The following is a 22,092-nucleotide window of genomic DNA, read 5'->3' on the forward strand; positions in this document are numbered from 1 at the left end:
TTGTTTTTTTTGGAATTTACTTTTTACCGAAAAACTGATTTAGCGTTCCATTTGACAATCTACTGCTGAATTCATCATCTGACATTGTGATGTAGTGAATTCCCTCTACTAGTCCGAAAAATGCCGGAATAAACGTCAGAACAAAAACAGCGTATAGAATGCCGTGGAGCGGCTTCCCAAGATAGAACTTATGTGCGCCAAATCCACCAAGCAGTAGAGCGAGTGCCGCTGCAGTTGTTCGCGACTTTTCTGGAGCGCCTGAAAAGACGGAATCAAGCCCATTTGTCCGTATTGGCCGAACATCATGCTGCCTGCATCCGCACTTCGGGCAAATTTCCGCTTTTGCGCGGATGATCTCACCGCACTCATGACAGAACTTCTCGTCCTGCTTCTTTTCCCTGCATTCCATCACTTCCCCCCTATTTATTATCATTGAGGAAATGATACACCAGCGCAACTACCCGCCGATGTTTCCAGTGGCGGGGCGCTAAGCGCTACTGTTCATTCTTCTCGACAATCCCAAACAGGGCAGCCTTTATCAGCGCCGACTGTACTTCTGGATCGAATTCAAGCACCGGATCTGCTTCCGTTACCGGCCCGACATCCTCGAACAGCATGAAGTCAGACAGCTTGAGTGGCTCCTTGCTGCTGCCCATGACGTTTGCAACCGTTTGACAGACTAGCGCGGTGCGGTAATCCTCCCTGCGCTCGCCGATAGGCTCAAGCTGATCGTAAGCCTGCCACTCTGCCATTTCCTCGCAACTGATATGCGCCAGCCCCCAAGCTACCGAGGGCCAGCCCAGTGCAAGTGCTAGGCGGAAGTGGAATCGTCGCTCTGGGTCGCCCCTGAGACGTTTCCCGCTTCTGCCTGATCGGAAAACGCGTTCAGTTCGTTGATTGCATCCATGACGCGCTTGACTGCGGCCAGCGATTTTGCTTCTAGATCGGCAATATCGGCCAAAGCAAAGACCGGATTGCCGTTTTCATCGACAATGCTTTTCGCCATCAGGCGATAGCCGAACGAATCATCATCCTCGCCTTTTTTGTTCTTTGCCGATGCGCGAACCGCTTTGATGATGGCAGGTGTTGCAGCTTTGACGCGGACGGTGCCGCCCCACTCCGGAACCTCGATGTCCTGTGTTTTCAGGTCGTCTGCTGCAATGATTTGTGCTTTTGTAAGTAACATGGAATGCCTTTTGATGGTGGTTGTTAGACCAGCCTAAAATATTCAGGCCGGCTACGGAAAATGCGATTAGGCCCAGGTGACAGCGCCGGTAATCTTCACGTCGAATGCCGACTTGACGACCGCATCCACGCCGCCCGATGCGCCAAATTTCTTGACGTACCCGGCGAAGCTGGCGACATTGGCATTCGGCAGGATCAACTTGAACTGCTTGACGACACCAGCGACTTGCGCGGCGCGTACTGCCAGTTGGCCGGGGTCGGAATTGTCCAGATCGAGATTGCAGTTGAAGCCGCCGTTGTCCACCAGGCCTGGGCGGAATTCCTTGGCCGTGCTGCCGATATGGGTGACGTCAATGTCGGCTGCGCTGCCGTCCAGACCAGAGAAGTCCTTGATGTTGGCGATCGTGGTGTAGGTATTTGGCGTTGCAGTACCAGATGCGGTGATGGTCTTGCCGGTGGTGTCGATCGAGAACGCGAAGGTATTGGCGGTCTTGAACTGGACGACGACGGATTGCCCGTTCAGGGTCGCAGCGTCGGCGCCGGTCAGGCCGGACAGCGCCACAACATCGCCATTGCTGAAGCCGTGCGCGGTCGACGTCAGGACGGTCGGGTTACCGACTGCGATGGCGGTGATGGTCTTGGCGCCGCCGGTGCCGGTGGAAATCTGGATCGTGCTGCCTTGTGCGGAGATTGCGGTTGATGTGGTCATGCTGTTTCCTTGTCAATAGGCATAAAAAAAGCCGCTGAATGCGGCTGTGGTGTTACCCACGAAGGGCGAAAATGAAAAAACCCGCACTGGGCGGGCTTCGGAATGTCGTGAATTCGGTGGTCAATACCAGCAGGAATATTCCTGCAAGGTGCGGTTGAGCTTGGTATCTGGCTCGTACAGGTTTTGCGTCATGAGTTCAGTTCCGATGGATGGCATGGCGGCCTGAATGCCTGTCTCAAGCGTTTTCATGGCCGCGTAGGTGCCTGCGTAGCCGTCAATCTGCACCCGCTTGTTGCGCTTGATTACACCGCTTGACAGGGTGTTTTCCGGCCTGTCTGTAATCGACTGATAGACGATGTACGGTGCTGTCGGCGTTGCCGGTACTGAGCCAGCCGGATAAACTCGGCCAGCGACCAGAGCGGAAAGGGCGGCAGATATCGAGGTTTCTATGCTCATCCCTGATTTACCCCTTCCGTCGCCAATATCTCAATAATTTTGTGCGCCTCTTCGATGTCCATTGACGCGTGGATATTGAACATCCGTCCCTGGTAGCTGATCCGCATTGCAGCTACTTGCTGCGGGTTGGCAAACTGCGCTTGGTAGCGGATCGTGATCTTGTGGCTGACTTCGGATTGCACTGCTTGAGCCGCCATTAATTCGCGCCCGGTCAAAGGCTCAATCGAGGCCCACAGGTCGCCCAGCGTCGTCCAGGTGTCGACCTGCGCGCCGTATGCATCCTGGGCAGTGCTGCGCTGCTGCAGTGTGATGCGGCGATTCATAGCTCCTGATCGCATCAGAAGCTCGCAATAATGTAAGGATCGAGCAAGCCATCTATGAACGGCAACTCTGCTACCACGATACGCTGCCCGACTGCGACCTCTTCCCTGTTTTCGTACAAAGCTCCAGCGCGCAGCAGAATCCATGACTTGATACCGGCAGGAACAGCGGTAGCATCACCATAGCCGGCGGTGTAGCCAATCTGCACCGCGTTCATGATGTTTTGCGTGTTTGGCCAGTATTGATCTGGCGCTGGCGTCAGAACACCAGGCTCACTCGCGTTGTCGATGGTGTAAAGGCTTGGATCGAGCGTCACAAGCGTACCGGTTGCGTCCCTATACTTGACGTACTCGACTGATTGCAGCGCGGGAAATGGCAGTTCTATCTTTCCGCCACGGAAGCGGATTGCATAGCCGCGCTGGGCCTGCAAGACACTAGGAATGTATTGGTCCAGCGGCGCATAGCCTGGCAGCACGCCATAGAAATTCTGGCGCGGGAAGGCATCCAGGTACAAATCCCATTTTTGCGTGATGAATGCGCGGCGGCAGATATTTTCTGCCGCAACACGCGCCGCGCCAATCAGCATCGTAATCAGCGTGTCGTCATCGGTAAAATCGACGCGCAGATGTAGCTTGGCTTCTGCGAGCGACACCGGCTCAACGGCTGGGGTTGTATTGAGTTTGATTGGCATGGCGCGTCGCTTAGGCTGCTGGCTGGATAACTTCGACTACTTCATCTGGTTCGGACGTGTGCTTGATGACCGGCTGGCCAAGCGTGCTTGTGCAGTACGCTACGGCCTCTGGCGCCGTATCAACTGTGCCGTCCTTCTCCATTGATTTTGCCTGCTTGTCATCCAACTCCAGCACCGTGTTGGGCATATATTCTTTGCCATCGAGATACAACGTCGCGAGAACGCGGACTTTCTTTGCCATGATTTTTCCTAGCAGGATTAAGAAATTTGACTAGACTGGAAAGGGGCGAAGCCCCTTTCCTTGTTTAGGTCGCCGAGTTCTGGTAGGCCTTGACCGCGCCGCCGACGTCGATCCAGTTACCGCCGGAGCGCATCCATGCCAGGAATCCGACTTGGCCTTTTGATGCATAGACGGAATCTGTGAAGCGGAACAGGTTCATCGCCATCACGTCGCGGATCTTGTAGTAGCTGAAATCGCCAAACAGGATCGATTTTGCGTTAGCGGCCATGACGGGCATTTGCTGGTTCAGCACGACTTCAGAACCGGCCAGGGTGCCGCCCTTGCCGCCGGCGATGCCACCGTCATAGTCGGGAACCCATAATGGACGGCCATTCACATCTTTGAGCTTACGGATGTATTTGACGGTCGAATCGTGCATCATGAACTTGCCGTTTTCGCGATACGCAGGATCGACAGAATGTTGCAGATCGATCAAGTCATCGTAAATGACGGTAACGGTCTGGCCGGTAATTCCGGTCTTGCCAACGCCGACAGCAGTTACAACGCCGGTCGGCTCGCCGCTGCCGGAGCCAACGGTGAATTTGAGGTTGCCGATACGGCCCAATCGGGTGACGATGCGGGCATTGATGAACGCCTCTACGTCAATCGCGCTGTCTTGCAGCAATTCGAATGGAATTGCGATGATTTTCGAGCTGAACTTGTAGACGTTCAGCGGCAATGTTCCAAAGGCTGGATCAAGCGCAGTTGCAGGCGTGTTTTCGCCAATGATCTCACCTATTTCTCCAGTACCGTCCGAGGTCGGGTAGCTCATCGGATTGCCCTGCGCGGTCTGGATCGTCTCAGCTACCGAACGCATGCCTCCAAACGCCTTGAGCGCATCCGCTACCTGCTTGACAATCTCGGTTTGAACCGTATAGCCACCTTCGGAGCCAGCGCCGCCGACAGACAAGGTATTACGGACTTTGGCGTAATCATCCTTGCTGAAGCTCTCAAAGCCGCTGCGGATGAAGCGTGCGCCGATGGACGCGGTTGGCGCATCAATTTCACGACCGCCAGACTTACCAAGGAAGTCCTCGAATTTCTTGTCGGCTTCCAGATCGAGAATCTTTTGTTGGCGCGTCATCGAATCATCAATCTGACCGATCTCTGTTACGAGCGCGTCATATGCAGCAGACACCTCCGGCGTCCAGAGTGCGCCGACTTTTTCAGCGTTCAGTTGTTTTGCTTGAGTGACGAGTGCATTGCGGCGCTCACGCTGTGCTTGAATAGACATATGTTTCCTTATTTTTGGACGAAAAAAAAGACCCGGAAGGGTCTTGTTGGCATCTGGCGCGTGAGCGTCTAGATTCGGTCTAGCAGGGCGAGCATGCGCGCTCTGGTTGCAGTGGATGGATCTGGAATGGGTTCAGGATCGGGCTTCGGAGCATTGGCATAGGCCGACAGGTTCCATGTATTCTTTGCTTTCGCGCCCTTGGCATTGAAAGCGACGGAATCGGCGAATCCCTTGGAGACCGCTTCGGATGCGGTCATCCAGGTTTCGGCGTCCATCAGCGCAACAATTTCATCAGATGGCAACCCTGTCTTGCGGGCATAATCGTTGACGATAGATCCGTCTACCTTGTCCAGTAAATCGGCAGTGGATCGAAGGTCAGATGCATTACCCATGGCAAACGTCCAGGCGTTATGGATCATCAGCATCGAACCGTCCTGCATCACTACCGAGTCACAGGCCATTGCTACATACGACGCCGCGCTTGCGGCCATGCCATCGATGTGCGCGGTAATGTTGGACGGATGGGCCGCAATCGTAGCAACCATCGCACGTGCGGCAAACACATCACCGCCCGGGGAGTTGATGTGCAATGCAATATTGCCATTGATGCCGTTCAGCGCAGCTGCGAAATCGGATGCAGAAACACCGTAATAGTCATCAATGATATCGAATAGCTCGATGCGGGTTCCACCATCCTCTGCCTTGACGACAAACGACTTGGGCGCTGCTTTGTTGTCAATTGCCAGTTGCAGGAGTTTTGGCATTGTTCGCATTTACGTTTCCTTTTGTTGGGTCGTACAGTTCGTCGCCACCATCAATCGGCAGCATGTATTCCTGATGACGGGCCTCGTTCTTTGTCATCCAGCCAGGCCCTTGCGATCCGCCGATGGCTTGCCGCAGATAGTCGGCGCGTGCCTTGTCATCGCCGCGCAGCAGGCCGGACAGGTCGAATGACACAAAATTTCTCGCAGTTCTGAATATCTTTCGATTGATTTCCTGCTCCCATCGCGTCAGATAGGGCGATAGGGTGAACTTCACATAACCGAGCGTCATTTGCTCAATGCCGGTCCCCCACGAACTGGAGACTTCTGTAGCGCCAATCATGTGCGGCGGCACGCCGAATGCGCGCGCGATGTCGATGATCTGGAATTTGCGCGACTCCAGCAGCTGGCCGTCCACTGCCGACATAGCCACGTTGGCGATGTCCAGCCCCTCGGTCAGTACCAACGGTTTGTGCGCGTTAGCGGTGCCGCCGGCTTTCTCTGCAACTTGCTGGCGCAGCCTTGTTATCTGCTCCTCCGTCATTTTATTCGGAGCTTTAATTGCATAACTAGGCGACATGCCGTTGCTGAAAAACCGTGCGCTATGCTCTTCGGATGCCATTGCAATGCCGATGGATTGCTTGGCCGCCCACTGAATCACGGACATGGAGCGGATTCCATTGAATCCAAAGCCAGGGAAGTGCAGGATATCGTCCTGATCGTATCCGGTACGCTTGTCGCCCATCTGTACGTAATAGGCATTGCGGTTACCGCTGCGCTCCACGATGACGTTATCTGTATCAACCGGGATTAACTCAGTTACCCGCCCCGCCCTGTCGCGCACGATGATTGCGAACCCATCTCCACGCAGTAATACACACTTGACGATGTATTCCCACATGGTTGATGCGGTGTATCGCGGCGTTGGCTCTTCATTCAGCACCCAAAACAGAGGGTGATCCTCGATATGCTTGCGGCCAAGCGTAGTGCGCTCGTATACAGGCAATGGCAGCGATGCAATGGAACCGGCAATCAGGCGCACGCAGGCATATACCGCCGACACGCGCATGGCAGTTTCTTTGGTGACGATCTGGCCGGCGAATGATGGCGCCCACCATGAAATATCCTGGTATGTTTGCGAGTCGCCATTGATCCAGCCGCCCGCATTGTTTTGTGGGGCGATAACTCCCGCTGCCCAAGTTCTGATTTTTTTGAGCATTAGAGTTCCACAAATCCCTGGGTAATATCATTATCATCTTGCTTATTGATGGCCCGATTCAGGCACATCAGTAGCGCAACAACGCCGTCAATCTTGTTTTCTTCGCGCTCTTTGCGCGGGAAGATGTTTTCCTTAGCATCGCGATGGCAGACCGTGTTGCTGACCATCCAGGTGAGCAATGGATCGCCATCGTGATGGAATCGTTTTTGCAACACGAGCGCTTCGAGCCATTTCATTGGCTCACTGAAATTCTTTACTGTGGAGCCGACTTCGATCATCGGCAGGCCGGCGGCAACCATACGCTGGCTGAATTGCGTCGCCTGGAACGGATCGTAAGGCGCTTCGATGATGGTGAAGCGGGCTGCGTCATCGAGCAAATCCTCTTCGATCACTGAAAAATCGGTGACATTTCCGGGCGTGGAAGTGAGGATGCCGCGCCGAGCCCATCCGCTGTATTGCGAGTTGGTGCCGTTTTCAATCGCATCCTCATTGAGGTAGTTGCGTCCAAATGCGTAGTAGTGCCGTTCGCCGCCGACGTCGCGCCAGAAAAGGCGCATTTTGCTGGCGATATCGACCTTGCTGGCCAGATCGTGAGAGACGATGCATTCTTCGCCTTCAAACTGGACGATCCTGAGCGCAGGATCTGCGCAGGCATCCCAGGCGCGCATGTCCATCCAGGCGCTGTCGGCATTGACCCAGATATTCAGACGCTTGGTCAGGAAACCGTTTTGTGCCGAAGCCATCGACAGCGCTTTGCGACAAGCATCTTCCATATCATCAGGCATGACGCTGATGCCGTAGTTCGGGTTGGCCTTGGCCCAGACTGTGGGGTCTGCCCAGTCGTCGCCCTCGTCAATGGTATAGATGATGCCGAAAAAGCTGTCATCGCTGAACACACCATCGAGAATCTTGGTGACGTGGATGCGCTGTTCGTAACAAATACCGCTACGGTCGCTGCCGGCGGTAGTGATCATCCATAAAATGGGCTGCGATCGGGCGCCGGTTCCGCTATCAAGAACGTCATATAGATCGCGTTTCTTATGCGCGTGTAGCTCATCGATGATTCCGCAATGGATGTTCAGACCATCCAGGGTGCTGCCTTCAGCGTTCAGCGGGCGAAACACGCTGGCCGTGTGCGGTACAGAGATGCTGTGCTTGCCGATATCGACACCGAACCGGCTGATAAAGGACGGTTCGCGCTGCGCCATCATGGCTGCATCGTTGAAAACGATACGGGCCTGCTCGCCGGTGGTGGCGGCACTATAGACTTCGGCGCCAGGCTCATCATCAGCAGTGAGCATGTAATTTGCCACGCCGGATGATAGTGTTGACTTGGCGTTCTTGCGCGGCACTTCGATGTACACGCGCTTGAAACGGCGCTTGCCTGTATCGGAGATTTTCCAGCCGAAGACCACGCACAGGATGAAGCATTGCCAGTCTTCCAGCATGATCTTGGGATAGACCATCTGGCCGCCGACTAGAACAGGCCGCGCCCATTCGCCCTTGATGTGGGGCAGCAGTTGCTGAAATTGGCATACACGGTTGGCGGCACGCTCGTCAAACATGTACTTCCAGTCATCTCCAGTACGTTTGAGGTCATCCAGGTGACGCTGGCAAGCCGCCTTTACCCATTTGCAGGACGCAACTTCCCCACCGACGACGTTTTGAGCGTATCGGTTGGCGCGTTCTACAAATGTCATGCGGGGTTAAAAGTCCTCGAAACTACTTGGCGTGCCACCTTGGCCACCGGGGAATAAAGTCATTTGCGCCTGCCGTGATCCGGTGACCACTTTTGCACGCAGCGATGGCGACAGGCCGAATTCGCCCAGCAACTTCATCAGCATTTCGCGCTCTTTGTTCAGCAGCTGGTAGCGCACGGCCTGCAGCTCATAGCCCTTATCGGTGTATGAAATGTAGGCCTGTTCTGGGTCCATGCCCTTGCCGACTACCAATTCCATTTGCCGCTGCAGGGCAGTCTCGAACATTACCAGGCGCTCAATCGACTGGCACAGCATGCCAAGCATCTGCTGATCCAGCTTGGAGATAATGTTGTTGCGCACCAGCTCGACAGTGATGCGCTTCCATTCCTTGCGCGCTTCCTTCCCGAGGTACTTCGGTGGATCCGGTACTTCAACCTGCGGGCGCAACTGGCCATCGGAGGTAACAGGGCGATGGCCCCGATTTCCTTCCAGCAGTTTCAATTCAACCGGTTTCGCTTTTGGTCCACGAAGTCCCATATCAACCTTTCAATCTACCCCCCCCACCCTCAAAACCTGCGCACACAAAAAAAAGGCTAAAGCCACGGTCTTGGTCGGCGAGCCTCCAAGGATTTGACCACCCCCGGCCTACTTGCCTGCCACTATGTTTTAGGGCGCCCAAAACCACCATCCTCTGTTGCGGTCTTTACATCGTGGTGATGCTTACACAGCGACTGCCAGTTGCTTGTTACCCAGAACGCAACCATGTCGCCCTTGTGCGGGATAGCATGATCAACCACTGATGCAGCGACGACACGCCCCTCTTGCGTACAGTGCACGCACAGTGGGTTATTGCGCAGATGCCCTGCCCTTGCCTTTGCCCATGCGCTTGTGTAGCCGCGTTCATGCGCCGTACCCCTGCGCTTGTTGTCTGCCTGATGCTTTGCCTTGATGTGCTTAGCGCAATATCCCGCACCATCCAACAACTTTCCGCATCCAGTATGGCGACAGATCCTCTTCGCTCCGGTTGCCACTGTTTATGACTTATACGGCCACGTACGCGCAACGGGCGTAACAGGAGCAGGTTGCTTCATCCACAGACCAAACACAATCATGTACATAGCTAAATCGGACATGGCACGCCTTTGAATAAAGAAATCCGCTGCCGCAATTCAATGCGGGTCAGCGGCTAAAGTGCGGCGAATTGCCTCACTAGAGAGAACTGTTATCGTAGAGATAGATCACCTCCAATCGACAGTTGAAAACTGGTTCCGGAATGCAAAAAGCCCCGAACCGGTTAAGGTGCGAGGCTTACATTCACTCAAATCTATATGACAAGTAGCAAACTTCAGACGCAATATTCACATCTAATGCATGCATCCTAATTGAAATATCGCCGCGTTGCAATATGTCCCTTCATTTTTGGCGTTAATATTTCTTCTGCCTGGCTCATTGCATCCATCAGCGAGTGATCTGGGAATATCCAAACGGTGGAAATCCCTCTGCATTTTCTGATTGCCCACCACTGTATGCGCGGCAGATTATTAATCATCGCCTCTACTGCCTCGCCGGCATTCATAAAATCTTTGGTGTCCTGCAAGTTGCTATCGCCATCAGTGTTCTGGGAATCCTTCAGATTTACCCATCGCACCCAAATGTTCATCACCACATTAAATGGAGTTTCCTCGACAAACAAATCAGATTTAATCTTCCTCGCCACTTGCATCATCATTCACCGCTCCCTGTAATCTTTTGCACCGTCGCCGTCCCATTCACATAAACAATCGAAGCCCGTGGTTCTGGTGCCTTCGTTCCAACCTCATGCCCGTTCTCGCTGGCCCAGAAAGTCGGCTGGCCGTTCATCCCCTTGCGTACCTGCCCGTCTATCGAATCCTTGCCGAACGTCGCTCTGAGCTCGTCTATCAAGGCCGCCACCACCGGCATCTGTTCCCGCATCGATCCTTTAGCCATGGAAAATCCTTTGTATCAGGGTGTTACAGGGTTCGGCCCATACCCTGATACGCTGCAGCCCTTTGTTTATAAGGATTGTTACAGGGGTTACAGGGGTTACATGGGTTGACTCACGTATACGCGAGAGAATCATTTTTATCGGCATTGCATATGGTGCTGCATGTGTTCTCACGTGACGTGCGCGCCATACCCTGTAACCACTGTAACCCCTGTAACAACCCACGTATTCATTGGCCTGCAGCGTTACAGGGTAATTGACATACCATGTAACCCCCTGTAACTGGATAAGCACAATCACACCCGGTCCTTGATATCGGCGCCATCGCGGAAGCGCTGGCATGCCTTGGATAGCGTCTCTTCCTCTTCGCTTGGTACCTTGAACACCGTCAGTAGCTGCTTGTCGGCGCCGCCCAGGTAGATTTTTTGGCGCGACCGGTGCACCCGCGTCGCCATCAGCTCGGAAAACTTGGTCTGCGTTATCGCGCGCTCATTGCCCCTGGAGCACCAGCGGTCATATGCCAGATACAGATCGGTCGCAAGGCAGGAACAGAACGGTGCATTAATTTCTTCAGCAGACCACGCCTGATAGAACGCGTCCCAGCTGGGCAAGCCGAAGCGGATCATGCGTTGTTTCGATGCTGTCATCAGCGGCTTGGCATGCGCCTTGAAGTCGTCGAGCGGATAGCGCATCAGGAAATCATAGAATGCCGCCGATACCCCATCGGCAACCCTGTCGCCGTCCGTCAAGCCGGCCAGCAGATCCGGGCTCAATGGATTGCGCGCCTCCACCACCATGAAGCGCCTGTCGTCCGGCTCGATCGGCACTGCCTGGAACTCGTTCGACAGCATCACCGTATTAGCATGGTTCGCCTCGAAGCGTGTAGGCAGGTTTTTCTCGTTGATCGGCGTGTCGCCGCCGGTAATCATGTGCTTCACCAGTCCGAAATGGCTGTACTTGTCGGCACGGGAAAGAATCTCTTCGAACAGGATGTACAGTTTCTGCGATTTCCAGCCGGTGAAGGTGGAATCCAGCTGATGCTGGCCGACCGTCACGCCATGATCGCCATAGATCGGCCGCATGATGCCCTCGAAAAACAGGCTCTTACCGGTGCCCTGCCGCTCGCCGAAGAACAGCAGGCCGGTCTGCATCTTCGCGCCCGGGTTCTGCAGCGGATACGCCAGCCATTGCACCACCCAATGCAGCACGTCATCGCCGTTCGACTCCCCGCTGCACAGGCTGTGCAACAACTCCAGCACCAGACCGGCTTTTGCATCATCCCGAACCGGCTTGATCGGCAAGCCCTGGAACATGTTCACGTGCGTATCCAGCGACATCTTCTGGGTTGGATCGAATACCAGATTGCAGGAATCGATTTCGCGGTGCAGCGGATGCCCGATCCAGCGCGTGGCCAGGTCGCCCGACCGCGCCAGCGCCATCGCGTCATACGACAACACCATGCGCTTATCCGCATCCCACACGGTTTTGGTCCCGTACAGCAGTGTGTACCGGTCCAGCATCATCACAAGATTCTCGTCCCCCGCGCCCCCGGTTGCGGCTGCGACGCCGCGCACGGTTTTCGGCAGGTTGCGCGGGCTGATGGTGCGCCGCTCCTTGTGCGCTTCCCACAGCGCCGCGCTCTCCTTGCCTACCATGGCGATAAACGCCGGGCGCTTCATATTCAGTTTGTTGACCGAATCCCACACATTGGTGGAACCCTGCACCAGAGCACAATGGGCCAGCGCCCATTCCAGCGCGACAAATCCCAGCACTTCTGGTGCCGCAGCCAAGCCAAGGGGCGCGGGGGAATCAGGAACATCAGAATCAACCGGATCGGCATCGACCCAAGGCGGCAATGCGCCATCGTCGGCAGCCGCATCAGAGGGCGCGGGAGAACTGAACACCCCATCCACCGCCACCAGCAACTGCTGCTGCGCCGCGTTCAGCGATTCATGTACATGCAAATCGTTGAAATCGGTCAGATAGGGCAGCGATTCGTCTTTTTTGTCCGCACGCCGGGCCGCGGCAAATGCCGGCAACACCAGCGCCGCATTGCCTACCGCAGCCGCAGCCGCCTGCGCCTTGATCCGGCCAGCATCGCCAGTCAGGTAATCATCATCGGTACAAAATAGAATTCGGCTATGCGGATATTTCGCCCGCAGAATCTTTGCCACTGGCAGCAGCCCGACCGTATCGAACGCCACAAAAACCGGGTGCCGTGTTTGTACCGCCATGCGCACTGATAACCCGGTGGCATAACCCTCCACCACCAGCAGCACATCACCATCCACCGGAACCGCACCGAGCCGGCACGCAGCGCCATGCTTATCCATACCGCCGCTATATTTTTTCGTGCCATCCGCTGCGATAGCCTGCTTACCCACCATCACCGGCTTGTCAAAATCATAGCGCATCATAGGCACGATCAGACCGCCATCTGGCAGGAACCGGCACGACTCAGCATTGACCTGCTTGCGCTCCAGGTAGGGCGATGTTCCATCTACGGCGGCGGTGCGCCATTGCGACTGGGCACGATTAGCTGCAGCTACAGCACGCGCCAATCTGTCAGATTCCGACTTGGCTGCGCGCTCTTCCCGTACTTTCTTATCTGCCGCCAGCTTTTCCGGAGAAACTACAATATCTGCACGGTCAAATACAAATCCTTCTGCTTTTGCTTCGGAAAACAAACTGCCGATACCGATCTTGCCGCCATCCTTAAATGAACGCCACGATGAGGATGCGGATCCAGCATTAAAATCCTCCGACGCTGAACTCCAGTCAAGCCAGGTATCTCGAGCGGCATCACCGAATTCAGCTTTCAGCGCCATGCCCATTCTGATCCATGTGTCCCGATCACCCGGAGACACAAACGCCAGCGCGCGGCTAGCGACCTCCAACGTCGCTTGCATCATTCTGATCGCACCCTGACAGCTATCCGGCTTCCACCCATCAGCGATGGCGCATCGCGCAGATCATCCATGCCATCGCGCTGCGGACGATGGCGCATCAGCCTGGGCATGTCCAGCGGCGTGAATTTCGGAACCGAGCGCGGCGTCGCCATCGAGGTCGGCACCACCGGCAACTGAGGCGTATCTTGCGATGAGGCTACGCGATGCGCTGCCTTATCCCCATGCGCCAGCAGATACGCCCGTCCCGCCGGCTGGATCTGCAATCCGTCGCGCAGCTGCAGCTTATATTGGGTGCGATTATTTTCATCCAGCAGCGGCAACAACTGCGCCACCGTCATCGATCCCAGCGGCGCGGCATTCAATGCCGCTAGGATGTGCCATCCGGCTGTATTTGCGCCAGGACCGCAACGGCGCGTCATGGCTGCACCGCCAGCGTTACATGCAGGACGCTCATTGCAGCACCGCATCAGCTGATAGGGCGGCCATGTCGCGCTGATACTGCTTCAACCACTTAATGCGCGCAGGGCTAAACGCCGGATATAAGAAAGCGTTGTGTGCGACTCCGGTACGTGCCACTAGACTGGCTTCGCTGCGGTTCTTCTCTGGCAATGCTTGAACATCGCTCATGATTCCACCCGCTCAACCTGATGAATCCCCATTGCCGCATCAACCGCATCGCCGTATATCATTGTCATAAATTGCTTTCTTATTTGACCTGCCTCAAAACCGTAGACGCCCACCATGTGAAGCTGTATCTGTCGAGCGCTGTTATGGTGGTGCGTCCGTCCTGATCCCTGCCTTGCAAATCGCCTCGCTCAGATCATTTCCGGCCTTCCAGTGCGCGGTATCCAACTTGGCCTTTTCACACCGTTCTGCACCTACCGCACCGGCCCTTGCCATTCTTGTTTCGTGCCACTGATATGCGCGCTCCAGAACTTTTGATTCCGCATCTGTCATGGATCGCCACCGCGTTTTCTTTTCATCATTGCCCCCTGTTTTCTGATGACGCCGGATCGGTTATCCGCCCGGCCCGCCCTACTCCAGCCACCTGAGCCACCTGGTCAAACTCGCATGTGCATTTGCGGCTTTGCGCCATAGTTCGCCCGCGACGGTAAAAACATGGCCATGTTCTGTGCTGCACCGGGCCATTCCTTCCTGTCGATCCCGCGATTAACATTGCGCTGCTGGTTCACATAACCCTTGGCCAGATCCCGCAGAGCCTTGCTGTGAGAAACATCGGCAGCGACGCATTCCGCGTTAAAGGCCAGGTACTCATCCGGGTTAAACAGGGTCTTGACTACGATGTTGCGTGGGCTTTTCATGGTTTTTTTCCTTTTGTTCGGGTTACAGGACTTCGGGTGGTGCGGTGCTATAAAAAATAAGGTGGGAGATTCCAGCGTGCTAAATTGTTATTTCCACACAACAACCTTTCAACAGAGGAACTCCCAATGAACCTAGACGACCAGAAAATCAGCATTCCCTGCCCGCACTGCACTAAGAGCAGCGAAATAACCATCGGACAAGCGAAGCGCAATCCGGAAATGACATGTCGGTCGTGCGGAACGGCAATGAAGATCGACGCGGATCAATTTACCCAACAAATCAGGGGTGTCGAGAAAGCTCTGCTGGACCTCAAGCGGACTCTTGGCAAGCTCGGCAGATAGCTGCCGCATCCGCCGCACACAACGGCGCGCGGCGCGCTTATCGACCTGCAGATTCAGACATAGAGTCAGATTTTTCATGGAGCCACCTATCTATATGTATTTTGAGCAACCTGTTTTCAGACAAAATTACTTGCTGATGTTGTTGCGGTCTTTGGCATCTCCGTGCATCCGGATGCCGCCGTTGCGCTTGGCCTCGGCTTCGGCGATGGATTCGGCAACGGATGGGTCAATGGGTGGAATCGGAACAACAAGCTCTGGCCATATTTTTTGCCAGTCATTTGGACGTAGGTCTTTGCGTGTGACCATGCCGCCGGTTAATGCTTCAATCGCGGCGCAGTGCTGGACCGCAACCGGCCTGATTCGCTCTATCCATTGATGCATTAGCGCAGGAGAGACATTGAGCGCACGAGCAAGGTCTGATTTTTTCGTGTTTGTCTCTGAGATGTAATTTGATAGATCCATACGTTAATAATAGCATTGCTAGTTTTAAAGTCAATAGCTTTGCTTGTTGTTGTGGTCAATAGCAGCGCTATAAACTTAGGCTATGAGCAACACTCCAAAAACACTAGAACAATGGCAAATAGAAGACGCGAAGCGTCTGAAGGATCTATTCGCTAAAAGAGCTCCAAAAATCACGCAAGTGGAATTTGGCGAAAAATTCGATATTGGTTCTCAAGGCATGGTGTGGCAGTACACGGCTGGCCGGCGACCACTAAATATAAAAGCAGCGGCGGCATTTGCGCGAGGACTTAATGTCAACATTGAAAGTTTTAGCCCTACCCTAGCAGCCCAAATTGGTAATGCCGCAAAACTTATGGGCACTGAAGGTGATTCCGTCACCCCCGATCAGACGACCAAAATAAATATTGGCTATGTACGATTTCCGGTTTTGGACGCGCCGCATGGGCTCGGAGGAAACCTTGCTCCATCCGATCACCCAGAAATACTGCAATACGTAGAGGTTAGCGAGGACTGGGCGCGCAGGACCTTAAATCACAATTTCACTCATATAAAAATCGTGCCATGTATTGGCGACTCAATGACAGGGACAATTGAGGATGGCAGCGTTGTATTTATTGATACTAGTACGCGCCACTTTGCTGGAGATGGCCTGTATTCGATTATTTGGCAGGGGCGACTACAGATAAAACGACTGCAAGCCAGGCATGAAGAAAAGAGACTAAGAATCATTTCTGATAACAAATTATATGACCCGGACTGGGCAACCGACGACCTCATCATTTCCGGACGCGTTCTTGCTGCATGGAATTTTCGTAGATTTTAATAGCGCAGCGGCACGCCGAATGCCGAACTTGCTACAACACTTTAAATGGCGCTCCGTTGATGTTACAAAATATGGCGAACGCTATCTTCGCCCTGCTTATTTTTTTAGCCCTACCCGCTTACGCGTACCAGGTCATCGGCATTGCTGACGGCGACACACTGACACTCCTGGTTGATCGCAAGCCTCTGAAAATCCGGCTGTCCGACATCGACGCTCCCGAGAAAAAACAGGCATTCGGTCAGCGCTCCAAAGAATCCCTATCAAATCTGTGCTGGGGCAAAGATGCGACATTCAAGGCGCAGACGGTTGACCGCTACGGCCGCACCGTTGCTCGGGTGACTTGCGCTGGCATTGATGTGAATCGCATCCAGGTCGAACGCGGTATGGCATGGGTCTACGATAGATACAACACAGACAGCAACCTACCATCTATGCAGACGGCAGCCAGATTGAGCCGTAAAGGGCTGTGGGCGGACAAATCGCCAATGCCACCGTGGGAGTTCCGGCATTCGGTTAAGCAGATCAGTTATCAATCTCGGCCAGCGGCCAATGAACCAACGTGCCACACCGGGCCGCGTGGCGGCAGGTTCCAGATCATCAATGGGCGCAAGCGATATGGGTGTTAATAGGCACATGCATACTAACCACCTCTATTGTGCAGGATCAAAACTACATAAGTTTTCCAAACAATAGCGAACTTTACCTAACCAATAACTTCAAAGTTATATATAATGACAAACGTCCTGGTCACACATTCAGCAAGAGATGATTTGGACGCCCTGTGGGATCAAGATGAAGATAGTGCCGCCGAAATTGAAACAGCGCTTGAGGAAATCGCAAATGATCCGAAATTGGCCGACAGGCTCAGCGAGCGTAAATTCCGTAACACACAAACTCCCTCCTACGATGTAGACGTATTTCAAAAGCTTTGGCAAAAAGGGCTGAATTTATATCGATTAAAATTCTGGGATTGGAACGGTAGCTTACTCCCCTACCGAGTGCTCTATGCCCATCACCCTCAAGCCAATTGTTTTTATGTTCTAGCTGTCGTCCCAAGGAATTTTGACTATGATATCGACCACCCAATTGTCCAACGAGTTCTCGCAGACTACAAATACTTGGGGATTCCAACCTATTAGCGTAACTGCAAGTAGTGTTACCGGCATCTGCTATGCGCATATCACTATCGATATGGGGACTCCTGCATTAATTCAGGTTGAGGCTCAAAGCGCTGTTGCAATAAGCGATCTCATATCTGAGCGCGAACGCGACCCACGCAAAGCGGCTGCCCTTGCCCGAGCGCGCCAAAAACTTGCATCACGCTTGACGGATGATCTACCGTTATCTCTGGCAAGACTCAGACTTCAGAAAGGACTCTCCCAAGCGCGACTAGCATCCTTAATGGGCTTGCAACAGCCTTATATTGCGCGCATCGAGCGTGGCGAAGACGATCTGAAAATCTCTACCATTGAGAACCTAGCAAAAGCATTGGGAGAGTCCACAGCAGCGGTATTTGCAGCGGTCGCTGAGAGACGCGCCGAGCGTGAGGCGTCAGCATGATAAACTGCCCTCGCTATTTGCACAGCCTATATTGCGACGACGTCAGAATGGAAGTCGGAGGCAAGATGACGTTTGTTGGCGTTTATCAGAGCAAACTCATTATCAATCATCCTGGTCCGGTCTCTCTGCCCAGACTCTGTGTCGTATTAACTGCGCAAACACCAAAAGAAAAACCTTTTGAAAGCTTGCGTTTCAGGATACTGCAAGACGATACGCTATTGCGGGAAATAGTTATTTCTCCAGAACATATCCAAACTGCTAACAAATTATCCGATGATGAACCGAGTTGCTCATTTCATAGCTATGGGGCAGTTATTACCTTACAGCCATTTAATATCGAAAAAAACTGTGTATTGAGAATCCGCGCCGATACAGAATCTGAAGAACTTGCAGCATCAGCATTGCAAATCATCTTGGATCCATCAGAATCTCCTTCCCTTTCCTCATAAAATGATACCCTCCAGAGCTTGAGGATCGGATTATTTCGTAGCCCGCCCCGCGCGGGCTTTTTAACGCCCTCTTCTCGCCTTCGAGAACGCATTGCCCTTGTGCAAGATCATAAAGGCGTCACATGGCCCGGCTATCATTTAATCCTGCGTAGCCTTAACGCGCACTACCGGCGCCGACGGTCGGGAAATATATCGGCACCAATTCAAAAGCCCGCAGCCGAAAGGTTCGCGGGCTTTTTAACACCACCCCTGCGCTATCGCAACTCAGTTATGTCAGGTTGGATTAGGATTTAACCTTCTTCTTGGATTAGCCCGCTAGCGCAAGCTTGCGGGTTTTTTTCGTCTGTTGTTTGGAGATAGAAATATTTTATTGTTTTTAACTAGCAAAGCTATTTACTATTACAAATAGCACTGCTATTATTAAATACATCAAATCAGCAAACAGGAGAACAACATGGCAGACCCAGCAACAGCAGCACACTACACCGCACTTCACGTAGCGACCGCTGCAGCGTCAAACGCCGATCTCTCTGGTAACAATGCGCAATTTACCGCCACAACAGACCAACTCAAGGCCGCAATCACCCACTGCGTAGATTGCGCGATCGCCGAGCATCCGACCGTCACGGATAGCAGCAGCGCCGTTGATGAGCGCACCAAAACATTCGCCTCCATGTTGTCCGGTTTTCTTGAATCCATGGGCGAACGTGAACTGGCCGAAAAGATTTTTACCCTCTTCAAACGGAGCTGACTCATGCAAACTTTCCATCACCTGCGCGCCTGGCTGCTGCATCGTCAGGCCGACCAACTCAAGCAACGCGTCAGCACCTGCCAATACCACCAAAGCGCACACCAGACTGGCAGCGTTGTTTACCGCAACGCAGTTCCGCCCATCCACCGCAGCGCCTGGTTCGCCCTGGCAACCATCGTGATCGCCTACGGCGCCGGATATGTGTCAGCCGACGACAAACGCATCGAGCGCGAACAACAGGAACAGGTCAGTGCTCTTTGCAGTCAACCGTGGCCATACGCACCAGGTGCAATCGAAGCCCGCCGCCGTGCCTGCCCGCTCAGAAAACAAAGCTGACCATGGCGCGCGACAAAACAGAGCCAGATCGCATTTCATTGGAGGTAGCGCACAGAAAACTCGCCCTAACGCAACCGCTGGACGAGGTCATGAAAAGCAAATTATTGGCTAAGGCGGTAAAGGCCGTCGCAAGGAAGCACATAAAGAACCGCGAGCGATTCGATGTGAAAAAAATGCAGGCCGGTGACAACGACTAATAAGGAATTGAAATGACTACTACAGAAAATTAGACCGGTCAGAGCGGAACGGAATCATCGCCTCCTGACAGAAGTGTATCGCCTGAGTTGACCCCGTCAAAAGCCAGCGACATTCCGCCAGAAAGCATGCTGCTTGAGGCCCTTAAGTACGAGAAAAATTCCCGCTTCCGTCCGAGCTACCCGGATTGCGCTGACCACGATTAACAAGAAAGGATTTCCATGACACACATAAAAATAAGCGATGACGTAACCCACAACGGCTATCCAGTCGGAACACTCGTTGAGATTCGGCCCTGTATCGGCAACGGCCAACGCTTCGGAATGGTCAGGATCCACGACCACGCTGACGCAAAACCGAGCGCCATTCCGATGCTGGAGCTCAAGCGCGATGTGCGCCACACCGAGGCGGCGCTGTGAACACCGCCCTGCTCTTCGGTAGCACGTTCGGCCTGGTGCTTGCGCTTGGATTGCAGCAGCAGTTCGTCACTAACGACCACTACTTCGCCGCGTTTTCCAACAGCCTGCTGATCTCGCTCGGCCAGCTCGGCATGCTGCAGGTGATCCACGCCCGCGGGCCGGCCGAATACGCGGCCTACATGCTGGGCGGCCCGTTCGGCATCGTCTGCAGCATGGCGCTGTACCGCCGCCACTTCAAGCGAGGTGGATGATGCGCAAAATCAAGTCCCGGCGCACCAAGGCATACCAGCCGAAATGGAACGGCGACGGCCGCAAGCTGCGCACCATGCCGTGGAAAGTTGCAAGTGTTTTCGGGCCGATGGAGGCGATCATCGACCAGCTGGAGCAGGACGGCACCGTTGACGCCGTGGACAGCGGCGCACCCGTGTTCCGCGATTTCGAGGATGGCGGTCTGTACGACACCTGCGCCGCATTCACCGGCGTCATCGACGCCTATGCGATCCACGAAATCCGCAGCGGCCAAGCGCTCGATCTGGCACCGCTGCGCCAGCTGGTCAACAAACTCCAATACGGCATGCCGATTTTCGACACCGACACCCGGGCGGTGCGCGCCTGCCTGGCACGGATGAAGGCGACAACCGCGCAGATGACAGAGGCCTACGCCGACCAGCTGTACCGGGATTACGCGATCAAGAACGAGATTGAAAAAGCAACCTCCGCAGCCACTCCGAACCACCAACACCCTTAACCACCACGGAAAGCTAACAAATGAACGCACCCACCACCACCCCAACCGTTCCAACGGTACCTGGCACACCATTTGACGGTGGTTTCTATGCCGGCCGCATCAACGTCGACGGGCAAGCATTCGCGCTGATCGTGGCGCCAAAAGCCGGCGGCGAGCAGGACGATACCGCCTGGAATGATTCCAATAAAGCTGTCGAGGGCGCAACCTCGCACGCCGACGGCCATGCCAATACCCAGGCAATGGCAGCGGCCGGCAGCAAACTCGCACAGTGGGCGCGGGATCTGCGTATTGCCGAACATGACGACTGGTATCTGCCAGCGCAGGACGAACTGGAGATCATCTACCGGAACCTGAAACCGGGCACAGAAGAAAATTATCTCTACGCACGGTCCGGGATCAACCTTTCGGCGGTTCCATCAACTTATCCATATACCAGTGAACTGCCTGCGCAGACTGCTGCCGAGGCATTTCAGGAGGGCAGTGAACAGGCTTTTGATGATGCCTGGTACTGGACCTCAACGCAGAACGCCGCCTACGACTCTTATGCATGGGTGCAGAACTTCGTCAATGGCAACCAGGGCACCAGCCACAAGTCGGGTGAGTACCGCGCCCGTGCAGTCCGCAGATTATTAATCATTGAGTAATTCAACAATTTAGCTCCCCACGGGCGCAGCCCGAATCGATTTTATTTTTTTTGGAGGTAATTCATGCCCGACGTTCTCGAATTTGAGCTTCATGGCGCCAAGGTCTCTATCCCGGCAGCGCACCTGATCGATAGCTGGCTGAGCAAGGCGAAGCTGACGCGCAACGCACTGCCGCAACCACAATGCCAGCCGCCACGCATTGGCGCAGTCTGGCCAGACCAGGGCGGCATCTATGCCGGCATCATGCGCGGCGAAAACGGAGCGCCCGACTACCACCTGATCCACGCAATAGCCGCGCATGAACTGACCAACGTCAACTGGAAAGATGCCTGCGCCGGATCCTCAGTGCCGGACGAGGGACACGCCGACTGGTCACTGCCGGATCGCCGTGAAGCGCGCCTGCTGTTCATCAACACACCAGACGGATTTGATGCGGACGACTGGTACTGGACATCACCGCAGGACGCCGCCGACGACTCTTATGCATGGGTGCAGCATTTCCTCAGTGGCGACCAGTTCGGCACCCTCAAGTCGAATGAGTACCGCGCCCGTGCAGTCCGCAGAGTGTTAATCATTGAGTAATTCAGTAATTTAACAAACTCACGGGCGT

34 protein-coding genes are annotated in these 22,092 nt (G+C 54.3%); 13 read left to right on the forward strand and 21 right to left on the reverse strand.

The features are described from left to right. Window positions 1-16: 16 nt before the first annotated feature. The 21 genes from HMCN_RS18720 to HMCN_RS18730 form a co-directional block, all read right to left on the reverse strand. Window positions 17-409 carry a TM2 domain-containing protein gene (locus tag HMCN_RS18720; RefSeq protein ID WP_081801504.1) on the reverse strand — a complete coding sequence of 131 codons (393 nt, stop codon included), beginning with the start codon at window positions 407-409 and terminating at the stop codon, window positions 17-19. Window positions 410-494: 85 nt separating this feature from the next. Further along, entirely contained in the window at window positions 495-752 is a 258-nt protein-coding gene (locus tag HMCN_RS0112265) for a DUF4035 domain-containing protein (protein WP_025917671.1), read from the reverse strand. A 59-nt stretch (window positions 753-811) separates the two neighbouring features. Continuing rightward, complete coding sequence (locus HMCN_RS0112270) at window positions 812-1,186, reverse strand: hypothetical protein (protein WP_025917672.1); 375 nt, start codon at window positions 1,184-1,186, stop codon at window positions 812-814. Between the two features lie 66 nt (window positions 1,187-1,252). Then, entirely contained in the window at window positions 1,253-1,894 is a 642-nt protein-coding gene (locus HMCN_RS0112275) for a phage tail tube protein (RefSeq protein WP_025917673.1), read from the reverse strand. A gap of 120 nt (window positions 1,895-2,014) precedes the next feature. Further along, entirely contained in the window at window positions 2,015-2,350 is a 336-nt protein-coding gene (locus HMCN_RS0112280; protein WP_025917674.1) for a DUF3168 domain-containing protein, read from the reverse strand. Beyond that, window positions 2,347-2,673, reverse strand: a complete 327-nt coding sequence (locus HMCN_RS0112285) for a phage head closure protein (protein WP_051566948.1) — start codon at window positions 2,671-2,673, stop codon at window positions 2,347-2,349. Before HMCN_RS0112285 ends, HMCN_RS0112280 begins: the two co-directional genes overlap by 4 nt. A gap of 14 nt (window positions 2,674-2,687) precedes the next feature. Beyond that, a complete protein-coding gene (locus HMCN_RS0112290; RefSeq protein ID WP_025917676.1) occupies window positions 2,688-3,362 on the reverse strand; it encodes a head-tail connector protein in 675 nt (224 codons plus the stop codon). Between the two features lie 10 nt (window positions 3,363-3,372). Further along, on the reverse strand, window positions 3,373-3,603 hold the full coding sequence (locus HMCN_RS0112295) for a hypothetical protein (RefSeq protein WP_025917677.1): 231 nt from the start codon (window positions 3,601-3,603) through the stop codon (window positions 3,373-3,375). Window positions 3,604-3,667: 64 nt separating this feature from the next. Next, window positions 3,668-4,876, reverse strand: coding sequence for a phage major capsid protein (locus HMCN_RS0112300; protein ID WP_025917678.1), 1,209 nt, complete (start codon window positions 4,874-4,876; stop codon window positions 3,668-3,670). 68 nt (window positions 4,877-4,944) lie between these two features. Continuing rightward, the gene (locus HMCN_RS0112305) at window positions 4,945-5,640 is read right to left on the reverse strand and encodes a head maturation protease, ClpP-related (RefSeq protein WP_035626943.1); all 696 of its coding nucleotides are present in this window, start codon (window positions 5,638-5,640) and stop codon (window positions 4,945-4,947) included. Next, on the reverse strand, window positions 5,612-6,856 hold the full coding sequence (locus HMCN_RS0112310; protein WP_025917680.1) for a phage portal protein: 1,245 nt from the start codon (window positions 6,854-6,856) through the stop codon (window positions 5,612-5,614). The genes HMCN_RS0112305 and HMCN_RS0112310 overlap by 29 nt, the downstream gene beginning before the upstream one ends. After that, window positions 6,856-8,556, reverse strand: a complete 1,701-nt coding sequence (locus HMCN_RS0112315; protein WP_025917681.1) for a terminase large subunit — start codon at window positions 8,554-8,556, stop codon at window positions 6,856-6,858. The genes HMCN_RS0112310 and HMCN_RS0112315 overlap by 1 nt, the downstream gene beginning before the upstream one ends. A gap of 6 nt (window positions 8,557-8,562) precedes the next feature. Continuing rightward, complete coding sequence (locus HMCN_RS0112320; protein WP_162174139.1) at window positions 8,563-9,057, reverse strand: phage terminase small subunit P27 family; 495 nt, start codon at window positions 9,055-9,057, stop codon at window positions 8,563-8,565. A gap of 877 nt (window positions 9,058-9,934) precedes the next feature. Continuing rightward, entirely contained in the window at window positions 9,935-10,285 is a 351-nt protein-coding gene (locus HMCN_RS0112330) for a hypothetical protein (protein ID WP_025917684.1), read from the reverse strand. Continuing rightward, window positions 10,282-10,524 (reverse strand): hypothetical protein, encoded by a 243-nt coding sequence (locus HMCN_RS17700; RefSeq protein ID WP_155837556.1) that lies wholly within the window; start codon window positions 10,522-10,524, stop codon window positions 10,282-10,284. Before HMCN_RS17700 ends, HMCN_RS0112330 begins: the two co-directional genes overlap by 4 nt. A gap of 294 nt (window positions 10,525-10,818) precedes the next feature. Further along, window positions 10,819-13,434 carry a PriCT-2 domain-containing protein gene (locus HMCN_RS0112340; protein ID WP_081801502.1) on the reverse strand — a complete coding sequence of 872 codons (2,616 nt, stop codon included), beginning with the start codon at window positions 13,432-13,434 and terminating at the stop codon, window positions 10,819-10,821. Further along, entirely contained in the window at window positions 13,431-13,850 is a 420-nt protein-coding gene (locus HMCN_RS0112345) for a hypothetical protein (protein WP_035626946.1), read from the reverse strand. The genes HMCN_RS0112340 and HMCN_RS0112345 overlap by 4 nt, the downstream gene beginning before the upstream one ends. A 31-nt stretch (window positions 13,851-13,881) precedes the next feature. Next, complete coding sequence (locus tag HMCN_RS19350; RefSeq protein ID WP_155837557.1) at window positions 13,882-14,058, reverse strand: hypothetical protein; 177 nt, start codon at window positions 14,056-14,058, stop codon at window positions 13,882-13,884. A gap of 434 nt (window positions 14,059-14,492) precedes the next feature. Continuing rightward, window positions 14,493-14,753 (reverse strand): hypothetical protein, encoded by a 261-nt coding sequence (locus tag HMCN_RS0112360; protein WP_025917689.1) that lies wholly within the window; start codon window positions 14,751-14,753, stop codon window positions 14,493-14,495. Between the two features lie 132 nt (window positions 14,754-14,885). After that, complete coding sequence (locus tag HMCN_RS19355) at window positions 14,886-15,173, reverse strand: hypothetical protein (RefSeq protein ID WP_155837558.1); 288 nt, start codon at window positions 15,171-15,173, stop codon at window positions 14,886-14,888. Window positions 15,174-15,221: 48 nt separating this feature from the next. Next, a complete protein-coding gene (locus HMCN_RS18730; protein WP_025917691.1) occupies window positions 15,222-15,557 on the reverse strand; it encodes a YdaS family helix-turn-helix protein in 336 nt (111 codons plus the stop codon). 82 nt (window positions 15,558-15,639) lie between these two features. On the opposite strand from HMCN_RS18730, the gene HMCN_RS18340 reads away from it, so the two are divergent. The 13 genes from HMCN_RS18340 (at window position 15,640) to HMCN_RS17720 (ending at window position 22,064) form a co-directional block, all read left to right on the forward strand. Then, window positions 15,640-16,380 carry an XRE family transcriptional regulator gene (locus HMCN_RS18340; RefSeq protein ID WP_025917692.1) on the forward strand — a complete coding sequence of 247 codons (741 nt, stop codon included), beginning with the start codon at window positions 15,640-15,642 and terminating at the stop codon, window positions 16,378-16,380. A 59-nt stretch (window positions 16,381-16,439) separates the two neighbouring features. Continuing rightward, a complete protein-coding gene (locus HMCN_RS17715) occupies window positions 16,440-17,006 on the forward strand; it encodes a thermonuclease family protein (protein ID WP_238552150.1) in 567 nt (188 codons plus the stop codon). A gap of 105 nt (window positions 17,007-17,111) precedes the next feature. Beyond that, window positions 17,112-17,519, forward strand: a complete 408-nt coding sequence (locus HMCN_RS0112385) for a type II toxin-antitoxin system RelE/ParE family toxin (protein WP_035626948.1) — start codon at window positions 17,112-17,114, stop codon at window positions 17,517-17,519. After that, window positions 17,449-17,940, forward strand: coding sequence for a helix-turn-helix domain-containing protein (locus tag HMCN_RS18735; protein ID WP_081801503.1), 492 nt, complete (start codon window positions 17,449-17,451; stop codon window positions 17,938-17,940). The genes HMCN_RS0112385 and HMCN_RS18735 overlap by 71 nt, the downstream gene beginning before the upstream one ends. 65 nt (window positions 17,941-18,005) lie before the next feature. Continuing rightward, complete coding sequence (locus tag HMCN_RS19360) at window positions 18,006-18,389, forward strand: hypothetical protein (RefSeq protein ID WP_155837559.1); 384 nt, start codon at window positions 18,006-18,008, stop codon at window positions 18,387-18,389. A gap of 454 nt (window positions 18,390-18,843) precedes the next feature. After that, window positions 18,844-19,140 carry a hypothetical protein gene (locus HMCN_RS0112395; protein ID WP_025917696.1) on the forward strand — a complete coding sequence of 99 codons (297 nt, stop codon included), beginning with the start codon at window positions 18,844-18,846 and terminating at the stop codon, window positions 19,138-19,140. Between the two features lie 3 nt (window positions 19,141-19,143). Continuing rightward, window positions 19,144-19,476, forward strand: coding sequence for a hypothetical protein (locus HMCN_RS0112400; RefSeq protein ID WP_025917697.1), 333 nt, complete (start codon window positions 19,144-19,146; stop codon window positions 19,474-19,476). A gap of 2 nt (window positions 19,477-19,478) precedes the next feature. After that, window positions 19,479-19,673: a hypothetical protein gene (locus HMCN_RS0112405; RefSeq protein WP_025917698.1), complete on the forward strand. Its 195-nt coding sequence runs from the start codon at window positions 19,479-19,481 to the stop codon at window positions 19,671-19,673. Window positions 19,674-19,892: 219 nt separating this feature from the next. Further along, window positions 19,893-20,090, forward strand: a complete 198-nt coding sequence (locus HMCN_RS19365) for a hypothetical protein (RefSeq protein WP_155837560.1) — start codon at window positions 19,893-19,895, stop codon at window positions 20,088-20,090. Next, a complete protein-coding gene (locus tag HMCN_RS0112415; protein WP_025917699.1) occupies window positions 20,087-20,341 on the forward strand; it encodes a hypothetical protein in 255 nt (84 codons plus the stop codon). The genes HMCN_RS19365 and HMCN_RS0112415 overlap by 4 nt, the downstream gene beginning before the upstream one ends. Continuing rightward, window positions 20,341-20,838 carry a hypothetical protein gene (locus HMCN_RS0112420; RefSeq protein ID WP_155837561.1) on the forward strand — a complete coding sequence of 166 codons (498 nt, stop codon included), beginning with the start codon at window positions 20,341-20,343 and terminating at the stop codon, window positions 20,836-20,838. Before HMCN_RS0112415 ends, HMCN_RS0112420 begins: the two co-directional genes overlap by 1 nt. A 20-nt stretch (window positions 20,839-20,858) precedes the next feature. Then, on the forward strand, window positions 20,859-21,482 hold the full coding sequence (locus tag HMCN_RS0112425) for a DUF1566 domain-containing protein (RefSeq protein WP_025917701.1): 624 nt from the start codon (window positions 20,859-20,861) through the stop codon (window positions 21,480-21,482). Between the two features lie 63 nt (window positions 21,483-21,545). Then, window positions 21,546-22,064 (forward strand): DUF1566 domain-containing protein, encoded by a 519-nt coding sequence (locus HMCN_RS17720; protein WP_025917702.1) that lies wholly within the window; start codon window positions 21,546-21,548, stop codon window positions 22,062-22,064. Window positions 22,065-22,092 lie beyond the last annotated feature (28 nt).

The sequence above is a fragment of the Herminiimonas sp. CN genome (assembly GCF_000622895.1).
Lineage (GTDB): Bacteria > Pseudomonadota > Gammaproteobacteria > Burkholderiales > Burkholderiaceae_D > AVCC01.